This is a genomic window from Aquimarina addita (assembly GCF_039539305.1).
Lineage (GTDB): Bacteria > Bacteroidota > Bacteroidia > Flavobacteriales > Flavobacteriaceae > Aquimarina > Aquimarina addita.
The window spans coordinates 102,553-123,072 of the sequence record NZ_BAABCW010000007.1 but is presented as its reverse complement, the minus strand read 5'-3'; the positions used below and the strand labels follow the sequence as shown (position 1 = coordinate 123,072).

The 20,520-nt window shown below is 35.3% G+C and carries 13 protein-coding genes and 1 tRNA gene; 11 read left to right on the top strand and 3 right to left on the bottom strand.

All coding sequences use genetic code 11. The features are described from left to right. Window positions 1-5: 5 nt before the first annotated feature. Window positions 6-3,632, bottom strand: coding sequence for a glycosyltransferase family 117 protein (locus ABD816_RS10595; protein ID WP_344927173.1), 3,627 nt, complete (start codon window positions 3,630-3,632; stop codon window positions 6-8). 241 nt (window positions 3,633-3,873) lie between these two features. Between ABD816_RS10595 and ABD816_RS10590 the strand changes: the two genes are divergently transcribed. Next, window positions 3,874-3,946: transfer RNA gene (locus ABD816_RS10590), tRNA-Gln, on the top strand. Between the two features lie 62 nt (window positions 3,947-4,008). On the opposite strand, the gene ABD816_RS10585 is transcribed toward ABD816_RS10590, so the two are convergent. Beyond that, window positions 4,009-4,842 (bottom strand): universal stress protein, encoded by an 834-nt coding sequence (locus tag ABD816_RS10585; protein WP_344927171.1) that lies wholly within the window; start codon window positions 4,840-4,842, stop codon window positions 4,009-4,011. A 191-nt stretch (window positions 4,843-5,033) separates the two neighbouring features. Between ABD816_RS10585 and rimP the strand changes: the two genes are divergently transcribed. From rimP to infB, 3 genes are read left to right on the top strand one after another with little or no spacing between them, the layout of a single operon-like run. After that, window positions 5,034-5,498: a ribosome assembly cofactor RimP gene (rimP, locus tag ABD816_RS10580; RefSeq protein WP_344927169.1), complete on the top strand. Its 465-nt coding sequence runs from the start codon at window positions 5,034-5,036 to the stop codon at window positions 5,496-5,498. A 12-nt stretch (window positions 5,499-5,510) separates the two neighbouring features. After that, window positions 5,511-6,743: a transcription termination factor NusA gene (gene nusA / locus ABD816_RS10575; protein ID WP_344927167.1), complete on the top strand. Its 1,233-nt coding sequence runs from the start codon at window positions 5,511-5,513 to the stop codon at window positions 6,741-6,743. Window positions 6,744-6,787: 44 nt separating this feature from the next. Then, window positions 6,788-9,565, top strand: a complete 2,778-nt coding sequence (infB, locus tag ABD816_RS10570) for a translation initiation factor IF-2 (protein ID WP_344927166.1) — start codon at window positions 6,788-6,790, stop codon at window positions 9,563-9,565. Window positions 9,566-9,808: 243 nt separating this feature from the next. Here the strand turns inward: infB and ABD816_RS10565 are convergent, their stop codons facing one another. Further along, complete coding sequence (locus tag ABD816_RS10565) at window positions 9,809-10,240, bottom strand: SPOR domain-containing protein (protein WP_344927164.1); 432 nt, start codon at window positions 10,238-10,240, stop codon at window positions 9,809-9,811. Between the two features lie 234 nt (window positions 10,241-10,474). Between ABD816_RS10565 and ABD816_RS10560 the strand changes: the two genes are divergently transcribed. Genes ABD816_RS10560 through ABD816_RS10530 form a run of 7 tightly spaced genes read left to right on the top strand, consistent with a single transcriptional unit; the run spans window position 10,475 to window position 20,494 of the window. Then, the gene (locus tag ABD816_RS10560; RefSeq protein WP_344927162.1) at window positions 10,475-11,806 is read left to right on the top strand and encodes a c-type cytochrome; all 1,332 of its coding nucleotides are present in this window, start codon (window positions 10,475-10,477) and stop codon (window positions 11,804-11,806) included. Window positions 11,807-11,857: 51 nt separating this feature from the next. After that, complete coding sequence (locus ABD816_RS10555) at window positions 11,858-14,998, top strand: TAT-variant-translocated molybdopterin oxidoreductase (RefSeq protein WP_344927160.1); 3,141 nt, start codon at window positions 11,858-11,860, stop codon at window positions 14,996-14,998. A gap of 33 nt (window positions 14,999-15,031) precedes the next feature. Then, window positions 15,032-16,759: an NrfD/PsrC family molybdoenzyme membrane anchor subunit gene (gene nrfD, locus ABD816_RS10550; protein WP_344927319.1), complete on the top strand. Its 1,728-nt coding sequence runs from the start codon at window positions 15,032-15,034 to the stop codon at window positions 16,757-16,759. Window positions 16,760-16,764: 5 nt separating this feature from the next. Continuing rightward, window positions 16,765-17,301 (top strand): DUF3341 domain-containing protein, encoded by a 537-nt coding sequence (locus ABD816_RS10545; RefSeq protein ID WP_344927158.1) that lies wholly within the window; start codon window positions 16,765-16,767, stop codon window positions 17,299-17,301. Between the two features lie 5 nt (window positions 17,302-17,306). Beyond that, window positions 17,307-17,978: a c-type cytochrome gene (locus tag ABD816_RS10540; RefSeq protein WP_344927157.1), complete on the top strand. Its 672-nt coding sequence runs from the start codon at window positions 17,307-17,309 to the stop codon at window positions 17,976-17,978. A gap of 41 nt (window positions 17,979-18,019) precedes the next feature. Further along, window positions 18,020-19,387, top strand: a complete 1,368-nt coding sequence (locus ABD816_RS10535) for a quinol:cytochrome C oxidoreductase (RefSeq protein WP_344927155.1) — start codon at window positions 18,020-18,022, stop codon at window positions 19,385-19,387. 30 nt (window positions 19,388-19,417) lie between these two features. Beyond that, window positions 19,418-20,494, top strand: coding sequence for a cytochrome c oxidase subunit II (locus ABD816_RS10530; protein WP_344927154.1), 1,077 nt, complete (start codon window positions 19,418-19,420; stop codon window positions 20,492-20,494). Window positions 20,495-20,520: the final 26 nt, after the last annotated feature.

Genomic DNA, 20,520 nt, shown 5'->3' with positions numbered 1-20,520 from the left:
TCAATTTATAGTTTAGGAACACTATCAAAACTATCCTGTACTTTTATATTGTCTAGAATTTCCTCTGGCAAATTATTTTCTAAGGTGTCATTGTTTTCGTTCTTGTCATACTCTTCATCCTTAGAGTATAGGTCAGTAAATAATCGAAGATATCTATTGAATTCATCTGCTTTTTCTTCAATAATTTCTCGGTCTCCATTGATAAGTAATAAATTTACAATACTTCGGTAACGTTCTGCATTACTATATATTTCGCTTGCATAATCTCGTTGCTCTTTTAAACTTAAACTACCAAAATAAGTGAGTTGTTCTTGATATTTTTCGGCTATTTTATTCCATAAATTTCTGGCTTTTTCTTTTTCTCCCACTTGATAGTATCCGCTCACATAGGGTTCTAATAACGTATAGAACTCATAGTATTCTATGGGCATTTTTTCCATACCTAAATCTAGAATTTCTTTGGCTTTAACTAATTTTCTTTCTTCAATTAATGTGTTAACCAGTCTCGCTAAATTACTTCTATAGGTAATCGAATTTTTACGTGTTTCTGGATCGTGGTAGATATTAGGGTCTTCGCTATTACCCCAGTCCCAACTAGTTACATTTTTATACATAACATCCGTATCTATTCTACCCATTTCATATGGATTTTGTTTATCTATCGGAGTTCGTATAGGAACCAATTTATAAGTTACACCATCTAATTGAAGGTAATCCTTCATCCATAAATAATCGTCATCACCAAAACTACCTCCGGTAAAGTATATGGGTCGTTCCCAATTATTATTAGCAATAATATCCAGCATTAAAAGACGATTTTTAAATACTAAATCTCCTTTGAGATGTATGTCTATATAAGGCACAATAAGATCTGCGTCTTCTTTAGGTACGATACCATTTCTTAATACTGCCTCCTTATCAACAGGTATTCTGATGTGTTTGGTTGGAAATGTATTCACCTTCTTTCCATTAGATAAATCACCTTTGGTTCTGTTGTCGCTCGATTCTATCCAGCGCATCCAGTTTTTAATGAGCATAGTGTCATTAGTGACTGGCTTATAATAAATGGCGTCATTATTGCCAAAACGATAAAAATCGTGTGTCAATTGTGATGGAATAGGTTTTCCATTATAAGCAGCCTTCTTCATCTGGTCTATATACCAATCTGTAGCAAAAAGACTCGTATTAACAGTACGCACATCTGTACGGTATTCTTCAATCTCTTGTGCATACCATAGGGCAAAGGTGTCATTATCACCGATAGTAAATAAAATAGCATCTTCCTGACAGGATTGGAGATACATTTTTGCCATAGCTTGTGCCGTATATCTATTGGAGCGGTCATGGTCATCCCAATTTTCTGCTGCTAATAGCATTGGAACTGCTAAAAAGCATATTGCCGTGATCATAGGTGCCAATATTTTAGGCTTTAGATAAGTTTTTAACATATCAAACAGAGCATAGACACCAAATCCTATCCATATAGCAAAAATATAGAAAGAGCCCACTAATGCATAGTCACGTTCTCTAGGTTCAAAAGGTCTTTCATTAAGATAGATTTTTAATGCTAATCCGGTAAATAAAAAGAATACTAACAATACCCAGAAGTTTTTCTTATCCCGTTGCATTTGAAAAACAAAGCCTATAAGCCCAAGTAGTAGGGGTAAGAAGTAATAGGTATTACGAGCTTTATTTTTTGTTACATCCGATGGTAAATTATCTTGTGAGCCTAAGTGCATCTCATCGATAAACTTAATTCCACTTAACCAATTTCCTTCCAGATTGGTGTATTGACCTTGATTGTCATCTTGTCTCCCGGTAAAATTCCACATAAAATAACGCCAGTACATATAGCCCATTTGATATTCGAATAAATAAGAAAGATTGGATGCTAGTGAAGGTTTCTGAACATCAATATAATCACCAAATGATTTTAAGAATTTGTTATAATCATCATTATCTAGTTTTCCAACAGCATATTCTCTTCTAAATTGGGTCACTGCTTCTAGCAATTCTGGTTCATCACTAAATTCTGGTTTAATAGTAAATTTAATAGGCCCGGTAAAGTCCATATAATTAGCAATGTGTTCTGTGCTCCACATTCTGGGTAATATTGCTCTATGGTTTTTGTCAATATTCTGTTTTGCATTTTTCCAGTCGTTAACGACGATATATTTTCCAGCTTCAACATCCTTTTCATATTTCTTCTTATCATCATCATAAGGATCATCTTTATCGAGGCCAGCGTATATTTCTGTAAATTGAGGACCATAGAACAGGTGAGTTTCAGGATATTGTTCCAGGTTGTAGTATGCCAGAAGTTCTCTGGCATTGTTAGGATTGTTCTCATTAATCACTGTACCTGCATTGGCTCGGATTGGCAGCATAATCCAACAAGAAAAGCCAATTAGAATAAACGTAACGCAAAGAAGTAGTGTATTTAATTGTGAGAATTTAATACGAAAGCCGTACTTATCAAAAATAAATGATATGGTAATGACTATTATGGCTAATAATATAAGTGTCCAGTTAAAATGTAAACCTAGTGCGATAAAAAGTATATTTATGATAAGTGTAGAATCCTTAATTTCTTTATTCCATAAAGGAAATTTAAAAGTAATAGTTGCAATAACAATAAGGATAGACATTGAGAATAAATAAGGAATACTAAAATCGTTCAAAATCAATAATCCATATATAATGTCATAAATTATAATTTTTATAGATATCAGGGCTAATAGAAGCTGAATTGTAGCTATATGCATTCTTGCCTCTCCTGTTCTTCTTGTTCTTCTAATTCCAAAATAAAATGCGGCGGCAATAGCAAGCCCGACAATAATTGTACCTGAATTAAATGGAAGATTCAAGCTATTTACAAAGAAAACTTCAGCATTTCCAAAAAGTTTTAAAGTAGAAGGAAGTAGTAATTTAAAAATAAACAGTAGAATAGCTACAACAACGACATTAGCAATAATAAAATTCAGAAATGTTATTTTCTTATAATTTTTGAAATAATAAAGGAGTCCTATAGCAGGAATTGATAATAACCCCATAAAGTGAATTCCAAAAGAAAGTCCGGCAACAAAAGCAATTAAGATGAGCCATCTATTCCCTCTGGGTTTATGCATATCTCTTTCCCATAGAAGACCTAGGTAAAATAAAACAGATAGGATACAAGTAGCCATAGCATATACTTCTGCCTCTACTGCATTAAACCAGAAACTATCGGTAAATGTAAAGGCCAATGAGCCGACAAAAGCACTACCTAAAACCGCTATTGCTTTTCCTTCGGTTAATTTTTCGTCTTGAAGAATTAGTTTTCTAATCAAAATGGTAATAGACCAAAACATAAAAAGAATAGTTAATGCGCTGGCAAAAGCTGAGGTCATATTAACTACAAGGGCAATTTGAGTAGGATCAGATGCAAAAATAGAAGCAAATGCACCGATCATCTGGAATAAAGGAGCACCTGGTGGATGCCCTACCTGAAGTTTTGAGGAAGTTGCTATATATTCACCAGCATCCCAAAAACTAGCTGTGGGTTCTACAGTGAGTGCGTATACGCAAAGGGCAATTCCAAAAACTACCCATCCTAATATCTTATTCCACTTAGTGAAGTTGAATGAACTCATAAAATCTTTCTGTTATATAAAGTGTGGCGAATTTAGTAATAAAAATACGTTCTCTTTAGTTTTTTTAGCAAACGCTTAACAGAAGTTTATATTTTATGATCTTTTAAAATTGTATTAAGAGATCATAGAACTGATTTCGGAAATCAAAACTCGGGACTTTTTTTAAATAGTGATTAAAAAAGTAAAGAAAATGTTTGTATACGTAAAAGAAAGTTTTAAATTTGCATCCGCTAACGCGTATTGGTCTATGGTGTAACTGGCAACACGTCTGTTTTTGGTACAGAAGAGTCTAGGTTCGAGCCCTAGTAGACCAACTTAATAACCCCTTATTCTACTTTGATTAAGGGGTTATTGTTTTTATAATGATGTGTTTTTGTTAAATTTTGAAGGTTAATACCGGTCTTTTTGCATGATTTACTACATCCTCACCCAGGCTTCCGTTAATAAAATGAGATATTCCTTTCCTTCCATGAGTACTGATTCCTATAATGCCAGCTTTAACTGAATTAGAGAAATTAAATATCCCCTTTTCTACGTTGATGTCATTATAGATATTGAGTGTATAATTTTCAATTGTAAGACCTGATAGCATTGCGTTCATTTTTACCTCAGTCTGTGTCGTTGTTTTAAAATTGTTTGAAGTATTAATCCATACGAGATGAAGTTTTGCATTTAATTGCTTAGCAAACTCATGTGCATTGATTAAAGAAGGCTTGTCTTCGTCATCAAAATTTGTAGCGTAGACAATGTCATCTACAGCAAAAATATCACAATCTTCTTTTATCACAAGTACAGGCTGCTTAGCTGTTCGTACGACTTTTTCTGCATTAGACCCTATAAATAATTCTTCAAAACCTGAGGATCCGTGAGATCCCATTATGATCATGTCAATATTGTTTTTCTCACAAGAATTCATAATTCCATCGAGTACATTTTCAAAACTTACAGTCTCAATAACTTCAATACCATCTAGGTAATCGCTTGCCATGATTTCTTCAAACTTTTTATGAGTTTGTTTCATAAATAATACAGCCTCGGGACCCGGAGGAGTTCGGTTAGAAGACATTAAATCAACTAAATGCACTGGGAGTTCTATGATATGAAGCAGGTATATTTGACTGTCATTTTTTTTAGCTATCTGTGCTGCTACTTTTAATGCGCTTTCTGCTTGATGAGAGAAGTCAGTTGGAACTAAAATTTTTTTTGCCATGGTGATTTGTGTTTTTTAAAGAGGTTGTGTAGTTATGATAAAATAGAGATTATTTTTTTGAACTACTTAAAGTTACAAATAAAATCATTCTTATCAACGTTTTGAATATAAGATATTATTACTATCTTTGCACCGTTGAAATTAAAAAACCAAATTGAGGGGACGTTAAAGTCCCCTCTTTTTATCTAGGTATGTCGTTAAAAGAAAAAGCACATAGTTTATTAGAAGCCGCATTAGAAGAGAGGGAATCATTGTTTCTTATCGATTATACTGTTTTCCCTGGTAATCGGATAGAGATTGTCATTGATGGTGATGCGGGAGTGACTGTGGAAGATTGTATTGCGGTTAGTCGGGCTGTAGAGCACAATTTAGATCGAGAAGAAGAAGATTTTGCGCTCGAAGTTATGTCAGCAGGCGTTTCTGAAGGTTTACGACATAGGAGGCAATACAAAAAAAATGTAGGTAGAACGTTAAAGGTTCATACAAAAGATGAAGTAATAGAAGGTAAATTAATTTCTGTAACGGATAAAGATATTAATTTGGTGTGGAAAGCCAGAGAGCCAAAACCAATAGGAAAAGGAAAAATAACAGTAACCAAAGAAGCTTCTATTTCATATGATGATATAGAAGAAGCAAAAGTTATGATAACATTTTAATTATAAATTGATATGGAAAATATCGCTTTAATAGAATCATTTTCAGAATTTAAAGATGACAAGTTAATCGATCGTGTGACACTAATGGCGATCTTAGAGGATGTATTTAGAAATGCATTAAAGAAAAAGTTCGGAAGTGACGATAATTTTGATATTATTATAAATCCAGATAAGGGTGATTTAGAGATATGGAGAAATCGTGTCGTAGTTGGTGATGGTGAGGTAGAAGATGATAATCAAGAGATTTCCATAACACAGGCTAGAAAAATAGAACCGGATTTTGAAGTCGGAGAGGATGTGTCTGAGGAGGTTAAGTTAATTCATTTGGGAAGACGTTCAATCTTGGCGTTACGTCAAAATTTGATTTCTAAAATTCATGAGCACGATAACACTAATATATATAAGCAATTTAAAGAATTAGAGGGAGAAATATATACAGCAGAAGTACATCATATTAGACACAGAGCTATTATATTGTTAGATGATGAAGGGAATGAAGTTATTCTTCCAAAAGAAAGACAAATTCCAACTGATTTTTTTAGAAAAGGAGAAAATGTACGTGGAATTATAGAATCAGTGGAATTAAAAGGTAATAAGCCTGCGATTATAATGTCTAGAACTTCTCCTTTATTTTTGGAGAAATTATTTGAATCAGAGATTCCTGAAGTGTTTGATGGTTTAATTACTGTTAAGAAAGTTGTTAGAATACCTGGTGAGAAAGCTAAGGTTGCGGTTGATTCTTATGACGATAGGATTGATCCTGTGGGTGCTTGTGTCGGAATGAAAGGTTCTAGAATCCATGGAATTGTGAGAGAATTAGGTAATGAAAACATTGACGTGATTAATTACACAAATAATCTACAGTTGTTTATAACCAGAGCGTTAAGTCCTGCAAAGGTAACTTCGATCAAGATTGATGAGGAGAAAAGTCGCGCAGAAGTAATGTTAAAGCCAGAAGAGGTTTCTAAAGCAATTGGTCGTGGTGGTCACAATATTAGATTGGCAGGTCAGTTAACTGGTTATGAGATTGATGTATTTAGAGAAGGAGTAGAAGAGGATGTAGAGTTATCTGAGTTTTCAGATGAGATAGAATCTTGGGTTATAGAAGAGTTTGCTAAGATTGGATTAGATACTGCAAAGAGTATTTTAGAGCAGGAAATCGGAGATTTAGTAAAAAGAACAGATCTTGAAGAAGAGACTGTAAGTGATGTTATGAAGATATTAAAATCAGAATTTGAGGATTAATAACTTCAATTAATTTATATTTGAGCACAAAATAAGAGGCATTTATGGCTGAAGCAAAAACAATGAGATTAAATAAGGTATTGCGTGAATTTAACATATCGTTGGATCGGGCTGTTGACTTTTTGAATTCAAAAGGTCATGAGATCGATTCACGCCCTACCACAAAAATTTCTTCAGAGATTTATCAACTCTTGTTTGACGAGTTCCAAACAGATAAGAGTAAAAAGGTCGCTTCAAAAGAGGTGGGTGAAGAGAAGAAAAAGGAAAAAGAAGCATTGCGTGTGCAGATTGAGACAGAGCAGGAGGAAAAGCGTAAGCGTATTGAGGCTCGTGAAGTCATAAAAGCAAAAACGCAATTAAGTGGTCCTAAACAGGTAGGTAAAATCGATTTAGATAAAAAACCTGTTGTCAAAGAGGAAAAACCAAAGGAAGAAAAGGAGACGCCTCCTGTAAAAGAGGTTGCGAAAAATCCTGAACCAGAGGTGGTTTCAAACAGACCTGTTAAAAAAGGAATTAAGATATCTAAAGTAGCTCCTATCGATTTAGAGCAGAAAAAAGCGAAATCACAGGAACAATCTGCATCTGCTGCTAAAGAGGAAACGCAAGCTACATCGCAAGAGCCTGAAGCGCCTGCAGAACCTGTTAAGGTTGAAACGCAATATAAAAAATTAGATGGTCCTAATTTCACAGGACAAAAAATAGATTTAACTAAGTTTAAAAAGCCAGTTAAAAAGAAAGACGACAAGACAGGAGATCCTAAGAAACGTCGTCGCAGAATCAGTAAAGAAGGTACCAAGCCCGGAACAACAGCCAATAGGAACTCTAGAGGACCTGGAGGAAACCGAGGCCCTGGTAATAAGGGCGGAGGACGTGGATCTGCAAAGGGAAGAAGACCTGCTGCAGTTGTGAAGGAAGAGCCTAGCGAAGAAGAAGTACAAAAACAAGTAAGAGAAACACTAGAAAAACTACAAGGAAAGTCTAGTAAATCAAAAGCAGCTAAGTATCGTAGAGATAAGAGAGATCAGCACCGTCAAAAGGCTGAAGATGATGTAGCACAGCAAGAACAAGAAAGTAAAGTTATTAAAGTAACTGAGTTTGTTACTGTGTCAGAAGTTGCAACTATGATGGATGTGCCTACTACTCAAGTGATTTCTGCTTGTATGTCGCTCGGTATTATGGTGACGATGAATCAGCGATTGGATGCAGAGACACTTTCTATTGTGGCAGATGAATTTGGTTTTGAAGTTGATTTTGTAAGTTCTGATATAGAAGAATCTATTGAAGAGATTGTAGATTCGCCAGAAGATTTGATTACCAGAGCACCTATTGTAACAGTGATGGGACATGTTGATCATGGTAAAACATCTTTATTAGATCATATTCGGGAAGAAAATGTAATTGCCGGAGAGAGTGGGGGAATTACTCAGCACATTGGTGCGTATGGAGTGCAACTAGGAAATGGTCAAAAAATAGCATTTTTGGATACGCCAGGACACGAGGCCTTTACTGCAATGCGTGCTCGTGGTGCGCAAGTAACGGATTTAGCAATTATTGTGATAGCAGCAGATGATGACGTAATGCCACAGACAAAAGAAGCAATTAGTCATGCACAGGCTGCTGGAGTTCCTATAATTTTTGCTATTAACAAAGTTGATAGGCCAGAAGCTAATCCTGAAAAGATAAAAGAGAAGTTAGCTTCAATGAATTTATTGGTTGAAGATTGGGGTGGAAAAATCCAATCCCATGATATTTCTGCTAAAACAGGTTTAGGGGTCAAAGAGTTATTAGAAAAAGTTTTATTAGAAGCTGAGTTATTAGAGCTCAAAGCAAACCCTGATAGATTAGCTGCGGGAACTGTAGTTGAAGCATTCCTTGACAAAGGTCGAGGATATGTGTCTACTATCTTAGTTCAGGCAGGAACATTGCGCGTTGGTGATTATGTGCTTGCTGGTAAAAATAGTGGTAAGGTAAAAGCAATGCAGGATGAGCGTGGTAATAATGTGAAAGAAGCGGGACCTTCTACACCTGTATCAATATTAGGTTTAGATGGTGCGCCACAGGCTGGTGATAAGTTTAGTGTGTTAGAAGATGAGAGAGAAGCTAAAGATATAGCTGCTAAACGTGCTCAATTGCACAGGGAACAATCTGTGCGTACTCAGAGACATATAACACTTGATGAGATTGGACGTAGGATTGCATTAGGAGACTTTAAGGAGTTGAATATAATTCTAAAAGGTGATGTGGATGGTTCTGTTGAAGCTTTGACTGATTCTTTCCAGAAATTATCTACAGAAGAGATTCATGTGAATATTATACATAAAGCAGTCGGTGCTATCACAGAAAGTGACGTGTTATTAGCCTCTGCATCTGATGCTATTATTATAGGGTTTAATGTACGTCCGGCTGGTAATGCCAGAACGGTAGCTGATAAAGAAGAAATTGATATCAGAACATATTCTATTATCTATGATGCGATTAATGATCTAAAGGATGCAATGGAGGGAATGCTTTCTCCTGTAATGAAAGAGGAAATTACTGGTACTGCGGAGATTAGAGAGACATTTAAGATTTCTAAAGTCGGAACCATCGCTGGTTGTATGGTAATGACTGGTAAAATCTTCCGTAATTCAGGGATTCGAGTAATTAGAGAAAGTGTCGTGGTTTACACGGGTACATTTGCATCTTTAAAAAGGTTTAAAGATGATGTGAAAGAAGTAGCAAAAGGATACGATTGTGGTATACAGATTAAAAACTACAATGATATAAGAATCGGAGATGTTATAGAGGCTTATCAGGAAGTTGCTGTTAAGAAGAAATTGTAATCTTTGAGAAAATAACAATAAAAGTAAAGCCCGATATTCTAAAAAAGAATATCGGGCTTTACTTTTATAATAAATGTTTGTTTGGGAATTTTTAAGTTCGGTGAAATTATATAGATGAAAAATTCAACGTAAAAATAATTCCTTAGAAATAAAGACCTGGGTTCTATTTGTGTTTTTTGTAATACAGTATAATATTAGGGAAAAATGCTGTTAATAATAACGTGTTATGATGGTAATTTCAGATTAGCTTTTTTCAGGTTTGAAGCTAAACGCATTAGGGAATTCTGTTCTGATTTCTTTTAGAGCTCTGTCAGCTTCAATTCTAGTTCTGTATGTGCCTATCCATACTTTGTAATTAGGAGTTTCCCAAATGATATCAGATTTCCATTGTGGGAATGCAGCGGTAGCCTTATTTAATATTTCGTTTGCTTTTGTGATATTTCCGTAAAACAGTTGAACCTTATAGTTTTCGCTAAGCACCCCGGTTTCATCCAGTTTAGTTTTGATATCCAATAACATTTTTATTTTAGGATCTTGATTTATTGTAACTTTTGGATCAGGTTGGCTTATCACTTCTGCGGTAGTAAAACCATTTGAGTTATTTGTATCTTGTGCTTTTATAAATGCGGTTCCAGTTAAACATAAACCAGCAAGTAAAATGGTGTTTTTTTTCATTAAAATTCTCATTACAAATAGATTTGGTGTAAAGGTAAAGTTTAATAACTCAAAATCTTAAAAAAATATTATTTAGAATTATTATAAATTAATACCGAAGCATTCGCTAACATTTCTAAAATCGACTTATTATGCTATTTTTGCAGACGAATTAAAATGCGTTGGTTTTGCATCTTTGTTTTATAAATAAGAAAAAACCGTACCAAAATTTAGACGATAATTCTACTTAACAATATGAAACAGGTTAAATACCGAAATTCTGCCTCCAGAATCCTTTTTTTAGGAACTGTTTTTTTAGTTACATTTTTTAGTCCTGTTTTTGCACAGGATGAGGTAGCTACTACCGAAGAAGCAGCGGCAACAGAGGAAGTTGCAGCTGGTGGAGATATAGCAAAAGGAGAGGCGTTATTTAAATCACTTTGTGCTTCTTGTCACAAGCGATACAAAAGAGCAACAGGTCCTGCACTTTTTGGAGTAACAGATAGACATAGTACAGAATGGCTATATTCTTGGATTAAAAACAGTGCAGCAATGATCGCTTCTGGTGATGCTGCAGCAATAGCAATCTATGAGGAGTATAACAAAACTGCGATGAACGCATTTCCTCAATTGTCTAATAATGATATCGATGATATTTTGGCATATGTAATGGTGCCAAAAGCTGAAGTTGCTGTGTCTGGTGGAACAACTGTTGATAATGGAGCTGGAACTAGTGGAGGTTCTGGAGTTTCTTCTAATCTTGTTTTGGCAGCACTGGCATTGGTGTTTTTAATGTTGGTGGTTGTATTGTTTTTAGTAAATAAAACACTAAGAAGTTTTGCTGCGGCTAATGGGGTTGTAATTCCAGAAGCAGAAAAAAGAACCCCAATCTGGAAAGCTTTTGTTCAGAATCAATTTTTAGTTTTAGTAACAGCGATATTCTTATTATTATCCAGTGCTTATTTTGTATATGGATTTGTAATGCAGGTAGGTATTGATCAAGGGTATCAGCCAATTCAACCTATTCATTACTCTCATAAGATTCACGCAGGAGATAATCAGATAGAATGTAAATATTGTCATTCTTCTGCCAGGGTATCAAAACATTCAGGAATTCCTTCGCTAAATGTTTGCATGAATTGTCATAAATCTATCGGTGAGGTTGCAGAAGCAACTGCGACAGAAGAATATTCTAAAGAATTCTACGACGGAGAAATACAAAAACTTTATAAGGCTGTAGGATGGGATGAATCAACGCAGTCCTATACAGGTAAAACAGAGCCGGTGAAGTGGGTTCGTATTCATAATCTACCTGATTTTGCTTATTTTAATCACTCGCAGCACGTAAGTGTAGCAGGAATAGAATGTCAGAAATGTCACGGTCCTGTAGAGGAAATGGAAATTATGTATCAACATGCACCTTTAACAATGGGGTGGTGTATAAATTGTCATAGAGAAACAAACGTGAAAGTTGAAGGCAATGAGTATTATGAAAAAATTCATGAGGAATTGTCAAAAAAATACGGTGTTGATAAGTTAACAGCTGCTCAAATGGGTGGTCTAGAATGTGGCAAGTGCCATTATTAATAACAAAGTAATCCGGTCTCGGAAATAGTAAGAAGCTAATATCAATTATATATGTCATCAAACAAGAAATACTGGAAAAGTGTTGAAGAGCTAAACGAAAATAGCTCTATTGTTGAGACGCTACAACAAAATGAATTTGTAAAGGAGATTCCTACAGATGAGTTTTTAGGTGATAAATCATCTCTGGAGAATTCTTCGACTACGCGTCGAGATTTTCTTAAATATGTAGGTTTTAGTACTGCAGCTGCTTCATTAGCGGCATGTGAAGGTCCAGTTGTTAAATCAATACCGTATGTTGTTCAGCCAGAAAGAATCATTCCTGGCGTTGCAAATTATTATGCGACAACAATTGCAGATGGGTTTGACTTTGCAAGTATATTAATCAAAACTAGAGAAGGACGTCCAATTAAAGTTGAGAACAACGACTTAGCAACGACTAATGGTGATGCTAATGCCAGAGTTCATGCTTCAGTTTTGTCTTTGTATGATCAATCGCGTTTACAAGATCCTAAAAAATCAGGTAAAGATATTAGTTGGAAAGAATTGGATGCTGAGGTAGGAGCTAAGTTGAAGAACTTGGGTGGTAAGAAAATAGTGTTGTTGACACAAACTTTTGCTAGTCCTTCTACTGCTAAGTTAATTTCAGAATTCAAAGCTAAGTATGGTAATGTTTCTCATGTAGTATATGATACGATTTCTTCAAGTGAAGCATTGGATGCATATCAATTGATGTATGGAGAAAGAGCTTTAGCAGATTATGATTTTTCGAAAGTAAATACCATAGTAAGTGTAGGTGCGGATTTTCTTGGAGATTGGCAAGGAGGAGGATATGATAGTGGTTATGCAAAAGGACGTATTCCTAAAAATGGAAAAATGTCTAGGCATATTCATTTTGAAGCAAATATGTCACTGTCAGGGGCAAATGCTGATAAAAGAGTTCAGGCTACTCCTACGCAACAAAAACAAATATTAGCTGCATTATATTCAAGGATAACAGGTTCAGGGTCTACTAGTACATTAGATGCTAAACTCGAAGCAGAAGTATTAAAAGCAGTGAAACAAATTAACAGCGCTAAGGGTAATGCAGTTGTAGTTTCTGGAATTCAGGATGTAGATGCGCAATTGTTAGTTTTAGCAATTAATAAACATATAAATAGTAGAGCTTTTAGTAAAGATACTCCACGCAGAATTCGTCAGGGTGACGCAAAAGCTGTTACTCAGCTCATATCAGATATGAATGCCGGAGTAGTGGGTGGATTGTTGATAGCAGGAGTTAACCCTGTTTATTCATTACCTAATGCTGCTGAATTTAAATCAGGATTAGAAAAAGTTGAAGTTTCTGTTGCATTTAGTATGCATACTGATGAAACATCTTCTTTATGTAACTATATCGCTACTACACCCCATTATTTAGAATCCTGGGGTGATGTAGAACTTAAAAAAGGTAGCTATAGTTTAATGCAACCTACCATAAGGCCTTTATTTAATACACGTCAGTTTCAGGAAACCTTACTAAGGTGGACTGGAAATACTAGCACATACACAGATTATATAAAAAATGCTTGGACAGGTGTTCTCGGAGGAACTTCATGGAATCAGGCTTTACATGATGGAGTATTAGTAAAACCTGTATTTGCTAAACAAGAATTAGAAACTGCTATTGATACTCCAGAAGGAGAATTAACAGATAATACTATAGAGACAGCTATTCCGGTAGGGCCTAATGTTGGTGCAGCCGCTAGAAGATTGTCTTCTGCAAAGTCAAAAGGATTAGAACTCACATTATATACAAAAACATCCCTTGGAGATGGTCAGCAGGCCAATAACCCTTGGTTACAAGAGATGCCAGATCCAATTACCAGAGCTTCCTGGGATAATTATCTAACCGTTTCCAGAGCTGATGCGAGTGAAATGGAGGGGTTAGGTATTATGAATGAAAATGTTGCTAATGGAGCTTTAAATGGAAGTTATGTTAATATTGCTATCCAAGGAGGTAGTACAATTAAAGTCCCTGTAATTATTCAACCAGGACAAGCTAAAGGTTCTGTTGGATTGGCTTTAGGTTATGGTAAAAAAGAAGGTCTGAAAGAAGATATGCAAGTTGGAGTCAATGCTTTTTCTTTATATCAAAATCAGAATGCTGTACAGACGGTATCGCTCTCTCCAGCAGAAGGTGTTCATGAATTTGCTTGTGTACAACTGCATAATACATTGATGGGTCGTGGTGATATTATTAAAGAAACTACGCTTGAAATATTTAATACAAAAGATAAACACGATTGGAATGCAATTCCGGAAGTTAGTAAAAATCATATAGAATATGAGGTAACTTCCCCAGAGGTTGATCTTTGGGATGAGTTTGATCGCTCAGTTGGTCATCATTTCAATCTTTCTATTGATTTAAATGCATGTACGGGATGTGGTGCTTGTGTGATTGCTTGCCATGCAGAGAACAATGTTCCTGTAGTAGGTAAATCAGAAATAAGAAGATCAAGAGATATGCACTGGTTACGTATTGATCGTTATTATTCTTCTCAGGAAACTTTTACAGGTGATAATGATAAGAAGAATAATATGAGTGGTTTAGGAAGCTCTCTGTCAGAATTTGGTGAGATGGAAATGGCTTCTGATAACCCAGAAGTAGCTTTTCAACCTGTAATGTGTCAACATTGTAATCATGCACCTTGTGAGACTGTATGTCCTGTTGGAGCAACAGCACATAGTAAACAAGGTCAAAATCACATGGCATATAACCGTTGTGTGGGTACTAGGTATTGTGCAAATAACTGTCCATATAAAGTACGTAGATTTAACTGGTTCTTGTATAATAACAACGATGAGTTTGATTATCATATGAACAACGATTTAGGTCGTATGGTGCTTAATCCTGATGTTACTGTACGCTCCAGAGGTGTTATGGAAAAATGCTCTATGTGTATCCAAATGACGCAGAAAACTATTTTGGACGCTAAGAGAGATGGAAGAGTTATTGAAGATGGAGAATTCCAGACAGCTTGTTCTGCTGCATGTTCTTCTGGTGCAATGACATTTGGAGATATTAATGATAAGAAAAGTAAAGTCGCTGAGCTTACAAAAGATGATCGTATGTATCATTTACTTGAGCATGTAGGTACAAAGCCTAACGTGATGTATCAGACTAAAGTCAGAAACAAGCCAGAAATCAAAGCTTAATAAATAAATAAAGAACCAATTCAATTATAAAGGATTATGTCTCATTACGAAGCACCTATAAGAAAACCCTTAGTAACTGGCGATAAAACATACCACGATGTAACTGTGGATGTAGCGGCACCGGTAGAGGGGAAAGCAAATAAATCTTGGTGGATTGTATTTTCCATTGCGCTTGTTGCTTTTCTTTGGGGAATAGGATGTATATTATATACAGTATCTACTGGTATAGGAACCTGGGGATTAAATAAAACAGTAGGTTGGGCCTGGGATATCACCAATTTTGTTTGGTGGGTAGGTATTGGTCACGCAGGAACCCTGATTTCTGCTGTATTGTTATTATTCAGACAAAAATGGAGAATGGCAATTAACCGATCTGCAGAGGCAATGACTATTTTCTCTGTAATACAGGCTGGTTTGTTTCCAATTATTCACATGGGAAGGCCTTGGCTGGCATATTGGGTATTACCAATACCTAATCAGTTTGGATCATTATGGGTAAACTTTAACTCTCCATTATTATGGGATGTATTTGCGATATCAACGTATCTTTCTGTGTCATTGGTATTCTGGTGGACAGGTTTATTGCCAGATTTTGCAATGATTCGGGATCGTGCTATAACACCATTTAATAAGAGGATATATAGTATACTTTCTTTTGGTTGGAGTGGTAGAGCAAAAGATTGGCAGCGTTTTGAAGAGGTATCATTAGTGCTTGCAGGTTTAGCAACACCATTAGTACTTTCAGTACATACGATAGTATCCTTTGATTTTGCGACGTCAGTTATACCTGGGTGGCATACAACAATCTTTCCTCCTTATTTTGTTGCAGGAGCGATTTTCTCTGGATTTGCTATGGTAAATACACTTCTTATTATTATGAGAAAAGTATCTAATCTTGAGAATTATATCACCATACAGCATATAGAATTGATGAATATTGTAATAATGATTACTGGTTCTATAGTTGGTGTAGCATATATTACAGAATTATTTGTTGCTTGGTATTCTGGAGTAGAATACGAACAGTATGCATTTTTGAACAGAGCAACTGGACCTTATTGGTGGGCATATTGGGCAATGATGACTTGTAATGTATTCTCACCTCAATTTATGTGGTTTCCTAAGTTGAGAAGAAGTATTATGTTTTCATTCTTTATTTCAATTGTGGTGAATATCGGAATGTGGTTTGAACGTTTTGTAATTATTGTAACATCGCTTCATAGAGATTACTTGCCTTCATCCTGGACCATGTTTTCACCTACGTTTGTTGATATTGGAATATTTATAGGAACGATTGGGTTTTTCTTTGTGTTATTCTTATTGTATGCACGTACATTCCCTGTAATAGCTCAGGCCGAAGTAAAAACAATTTTGAAATCGTCAGGAGAGAAATATAAGAAATTAAGAGAAGCAGGAATTGACCATAGAGATGAACTTCCTAAAGTAGGAGTGAAAGTTTCCTCTGAAAATATTGTTAAGGATATAGATTCTAATAAGAAACAAGAAAATTTAGACGTGCTTCTGAGTAACATAGGAACTTTTGATTCTGTAACACAAAAAGCAGATGATCTTCAAAAAGTGAATGGCATAGGGCCGGTTATGGAGGTTAAACTAAATGAATTAGGTATTTTTACTTTCGAACAGGTTAGTAAAATGACCAAGAGAGAGTACGATTTATTAGATAGTATTACAGGATCTTTCCCAGGAAGAGCGCAACGCGATGATTGGTCAGGTCAGGCAGCAAAATTAAAAAACAACTAGAAAGTATGGCATCAAAGGTTATACATGCATTATATACAGATGATGATGTCCTAATGGACGCTGTAAAGCAGGTTCGGGCAGAACATTATCATATAGAAGAGGTTTTTACGCCTTTTCCTGTACACGGTCTTGATAAAGCGATGGGTCTCGCACCAACTAGATTAGCTATCACGGCTTTTATGTACGGCTGTGTTGGTTTAACAGTGGCAATTACGATGATGAATTATATAATGATCGAAGATTGGCCACAGGATATTGGAGGAAAACCCAGCTTCAGTTATTTAGAGAACATGCCAGCATTTGTTCCAATTATGTTTGAGCTCACGGTATTTTTTGCTGCTCACTTAATGGTAATTACTTTTTATATGAGAAGTAGATTATGGCCTTTTAAAGAAGCTGAAAATCCTGATGTTAGAACTACAGATGATCATTTTTTGATGGAGATAGATGTTGCTAATCACGACATTGAAATTATGACAGGTTTTCTTAGTAATACTGGAGCTGTAGAAATTAAAATAATTGATAAGCACGATAATCATTAGTTATAATGAAGAATAGTATAATTATAATAGTAATAGCAATACTGACTATAAGTATTGGTTCTTGTAAAAAGGACTCGAGACCTAATTATCAATATATGCCTAACATGTATGAATCTGTAGGGTATGAAGCCTATGGTGAATATGAGGTTTTTGGGACTACGGGTCAGGAGGCTCAATTGCCTGCAGAGGGGTCGATTCCTAGAGGATGGATGCCTTATGATTACAAGAATACTAATGAGCACTATCAGTTAGCAAAAGATTCGTTAAAGAATCCTATAAAATATACAGTAGAAAATGAAGCTGCCGGGATGGAACTATATACTATTTATTGTGCCATATGTCATGGTGATAAGGGTAATGGTAAAGGTACACTTGTAGAAAGAGAAAAGATTTTAGGTGTTCCTAGTTATGATGATGTTGGTAGAGCAATTACAGAAGGTAGTATTTATCATGTGATGTATTATGGTATTAATACAATGGGTTCTTACGCTTCTCAGACAACTGAAGAGGAACGTTGGCAGATTGTGCAATATGTACAACGATTAAAAGCGCAACTAGAAGGGAAAACACCCAGAATAGATACGGATGTAAAGGCTCCTGAAAATTTGATACCAGCAGTTGAAGAACGCCCAGAGGAATCTCAAGAGTCAGAAACAGAAGTAACAGAAGCTCACTAGTTTTAGGAATTAAAAATTAAGAATAACGATATTATAAAGATATGTATACGCTACCAAGTAAATTAAAATTATTTTCGATCATTCTTGTGGTTGTTGGTGCTATCGGACTTGGTTCAAGCTTTCTTAGTACGCCAAGCTCTATCAAAGAGGTGGAGGAGATGGAGAAAGCCCATAATGCTCATGGTGGAGAACATGGTGATGCACACGCAACTAATAATCACGGAGATGATGCTCACAAAGCTGGACATGGTGAGGAGCACGCAAAAGTAGAAACTCATGGTGAAGATGCTCACGGTGGAGATGCACATTATGAACACTTATTACATCAGTTACAAAATAAGCCTTGGGCAGCCTTATATATCGCAGCTTTTTTCTTTTTTATGATCTCGTTGGGAGTACTTGCTTTTTATGCGATACAATTCGCAGCACAAGCAGGATGGTCTCCTGTTCTTTTTAGAGTAATGGAAGCGATTACTGCGTATTTAGTACCTGGAGGTATCATAATGCTGATAATACTTGCTTTGTCAGGTTTTCATATAAATCATCTGTTCGTATGGGCAGATCCAGAGGTGGTTGCAGGAGATAAACTTTTGCAGGGTAAGGCAGGATGGTTAAATGGAACTGGTTTTATTATCAGAGCTATCATTTTCTTAGGAGGATGGATGTTATATCGTCATTTTGCGATTAAATATTCAAGAAAACAAGACGAGGATTCAGTTGGCAATAAATGGTATAAAAAGAGTTTCAAAATATCAGCAGCCTTTTTAGTGTTTTTTATATATACAGAATCTATGATGTCCTGGGATTGGATTATGAGTTTTGATCCACATTGGTTTAGTACATTATTCGGATGGTATGTTTTTGCAGGACTATTTGTTTGTGGAATTACAACGATTGCCATGATCACAATTTATCTCAAGTCTAAAGGGTATATGGAGTTTGTAAATGATAGTCATATACATGATTTGGCTAAGTTTATGTTTGGGATCAGTATTTTCTGGACGTACCTTTGGTTCTCGCAATTTATGTTGATCTGGTATTCTAATATTCCTGAAGAAGTAACTTATTTTATAACTAGAATTGAAGATTATAAATTGCCTTTTTTCGGTATGCTAGCAATGAATTTTATTTTCCCATTGCTATTATTAATGAATAGTGATTATAAACGTATGAATTGGTTTGTAGTTATGGCTGGAGTAGTTATCTTATGTGGACATTATGTAGATGTATTCAATATGGTAATGCCAGCGACCGTAGGAACGTCTTGGTTTATTGGACTTCCAGAAATTAGTGCTGTGTTATTGTTTTTAGGGATATTCTTATTCGTGGTGTTTAATGCATTAACAAAAGCTCCATTATTAGCTAAGGGTAATCCTTTTATAGAAGAAAGTAAACACTTCCATTATTAAAAATTTGATCTTAAACAGAAGATAGATAAAATGACTGTATTCTTAATCATAGTAGTTGTAGCACTTATAGGAATTTCCTTTTGGCAAATGTCTAAAATATTGAGTTTATCCCAGCTTTCAGGCGCGGATAATTCTCAGGTTGCTAATGACAAGGATAATAATTTACACGGTAAGTTAATGCTTGCTTTTGTAATATTTATGTATTTGTTAACCATATACTGTTTCGTTCAGTATCATACCTTTTTTCTTCCGGAGTCTGCCTCAGAACATGGCGTGGATTATGATCGATTAATGGTAATATCGATGGTTTTAATTTTTGTTGTACAGTTTATTACGCAAGGATTATTACACTTCTTTGCTTATAAGTACAGAGGAAAGAAAGAAAATAAGGCTTTATTTTTTGCAGATAATGATAAATTAGAATTCATCTGGACAATTATTCCGGTTATTGTTTTAGCTGGATTGATTATTTATGGATTATTTACCTGGACTGATATTATGAATATCGACGAACAGGAAGGAGATCCTATAATTGTAGAGTTATATGCTTATCAATTTGATTGGAGAGCTAGATATTCTGGAGAAGATAAGGAATTAGGGAAAGCCAATGTTCGTTTTATTGAAGGAGTAAATACCTTGGGTCTTGACGTTTCAGATAGTTATGCTATGGATGATAAGGTGGTAAATGAATTACACCTTCCTGTAAATAGAAAGATTATTTTTAAATTACGTTCTCAGGATGTATTACATTCTGCATATATGCCTTTCTTTAGAGCGCAAATGAATGTTGTGCCGGGAATGATCACTGAATTTGCTTATACTCCTACTCTTACTTCAGAAGAAATGAGAAATAGCGAGTTTATGGTAGAAAAGGTATCGACTATTAATAATATCAGAAGAGAGAAAAGTAAGGCATTAACAGCTAATGGAGATGAAGCATTAGAAAACTATGAATTTGATTATTACTTGCTATGTAATAAGATATGTGGTGCATCACACTACAATATGCAAATGAAAATTGTGGTAGAGTCACAAGAAGACTACGATGCTTGGTTAGCAGAGCAGAAGACGTTTAAAGAACAAATCTCTGCACAAGCTAGTAATTAAGAGAAAAAGAAAGATTAATATATTTC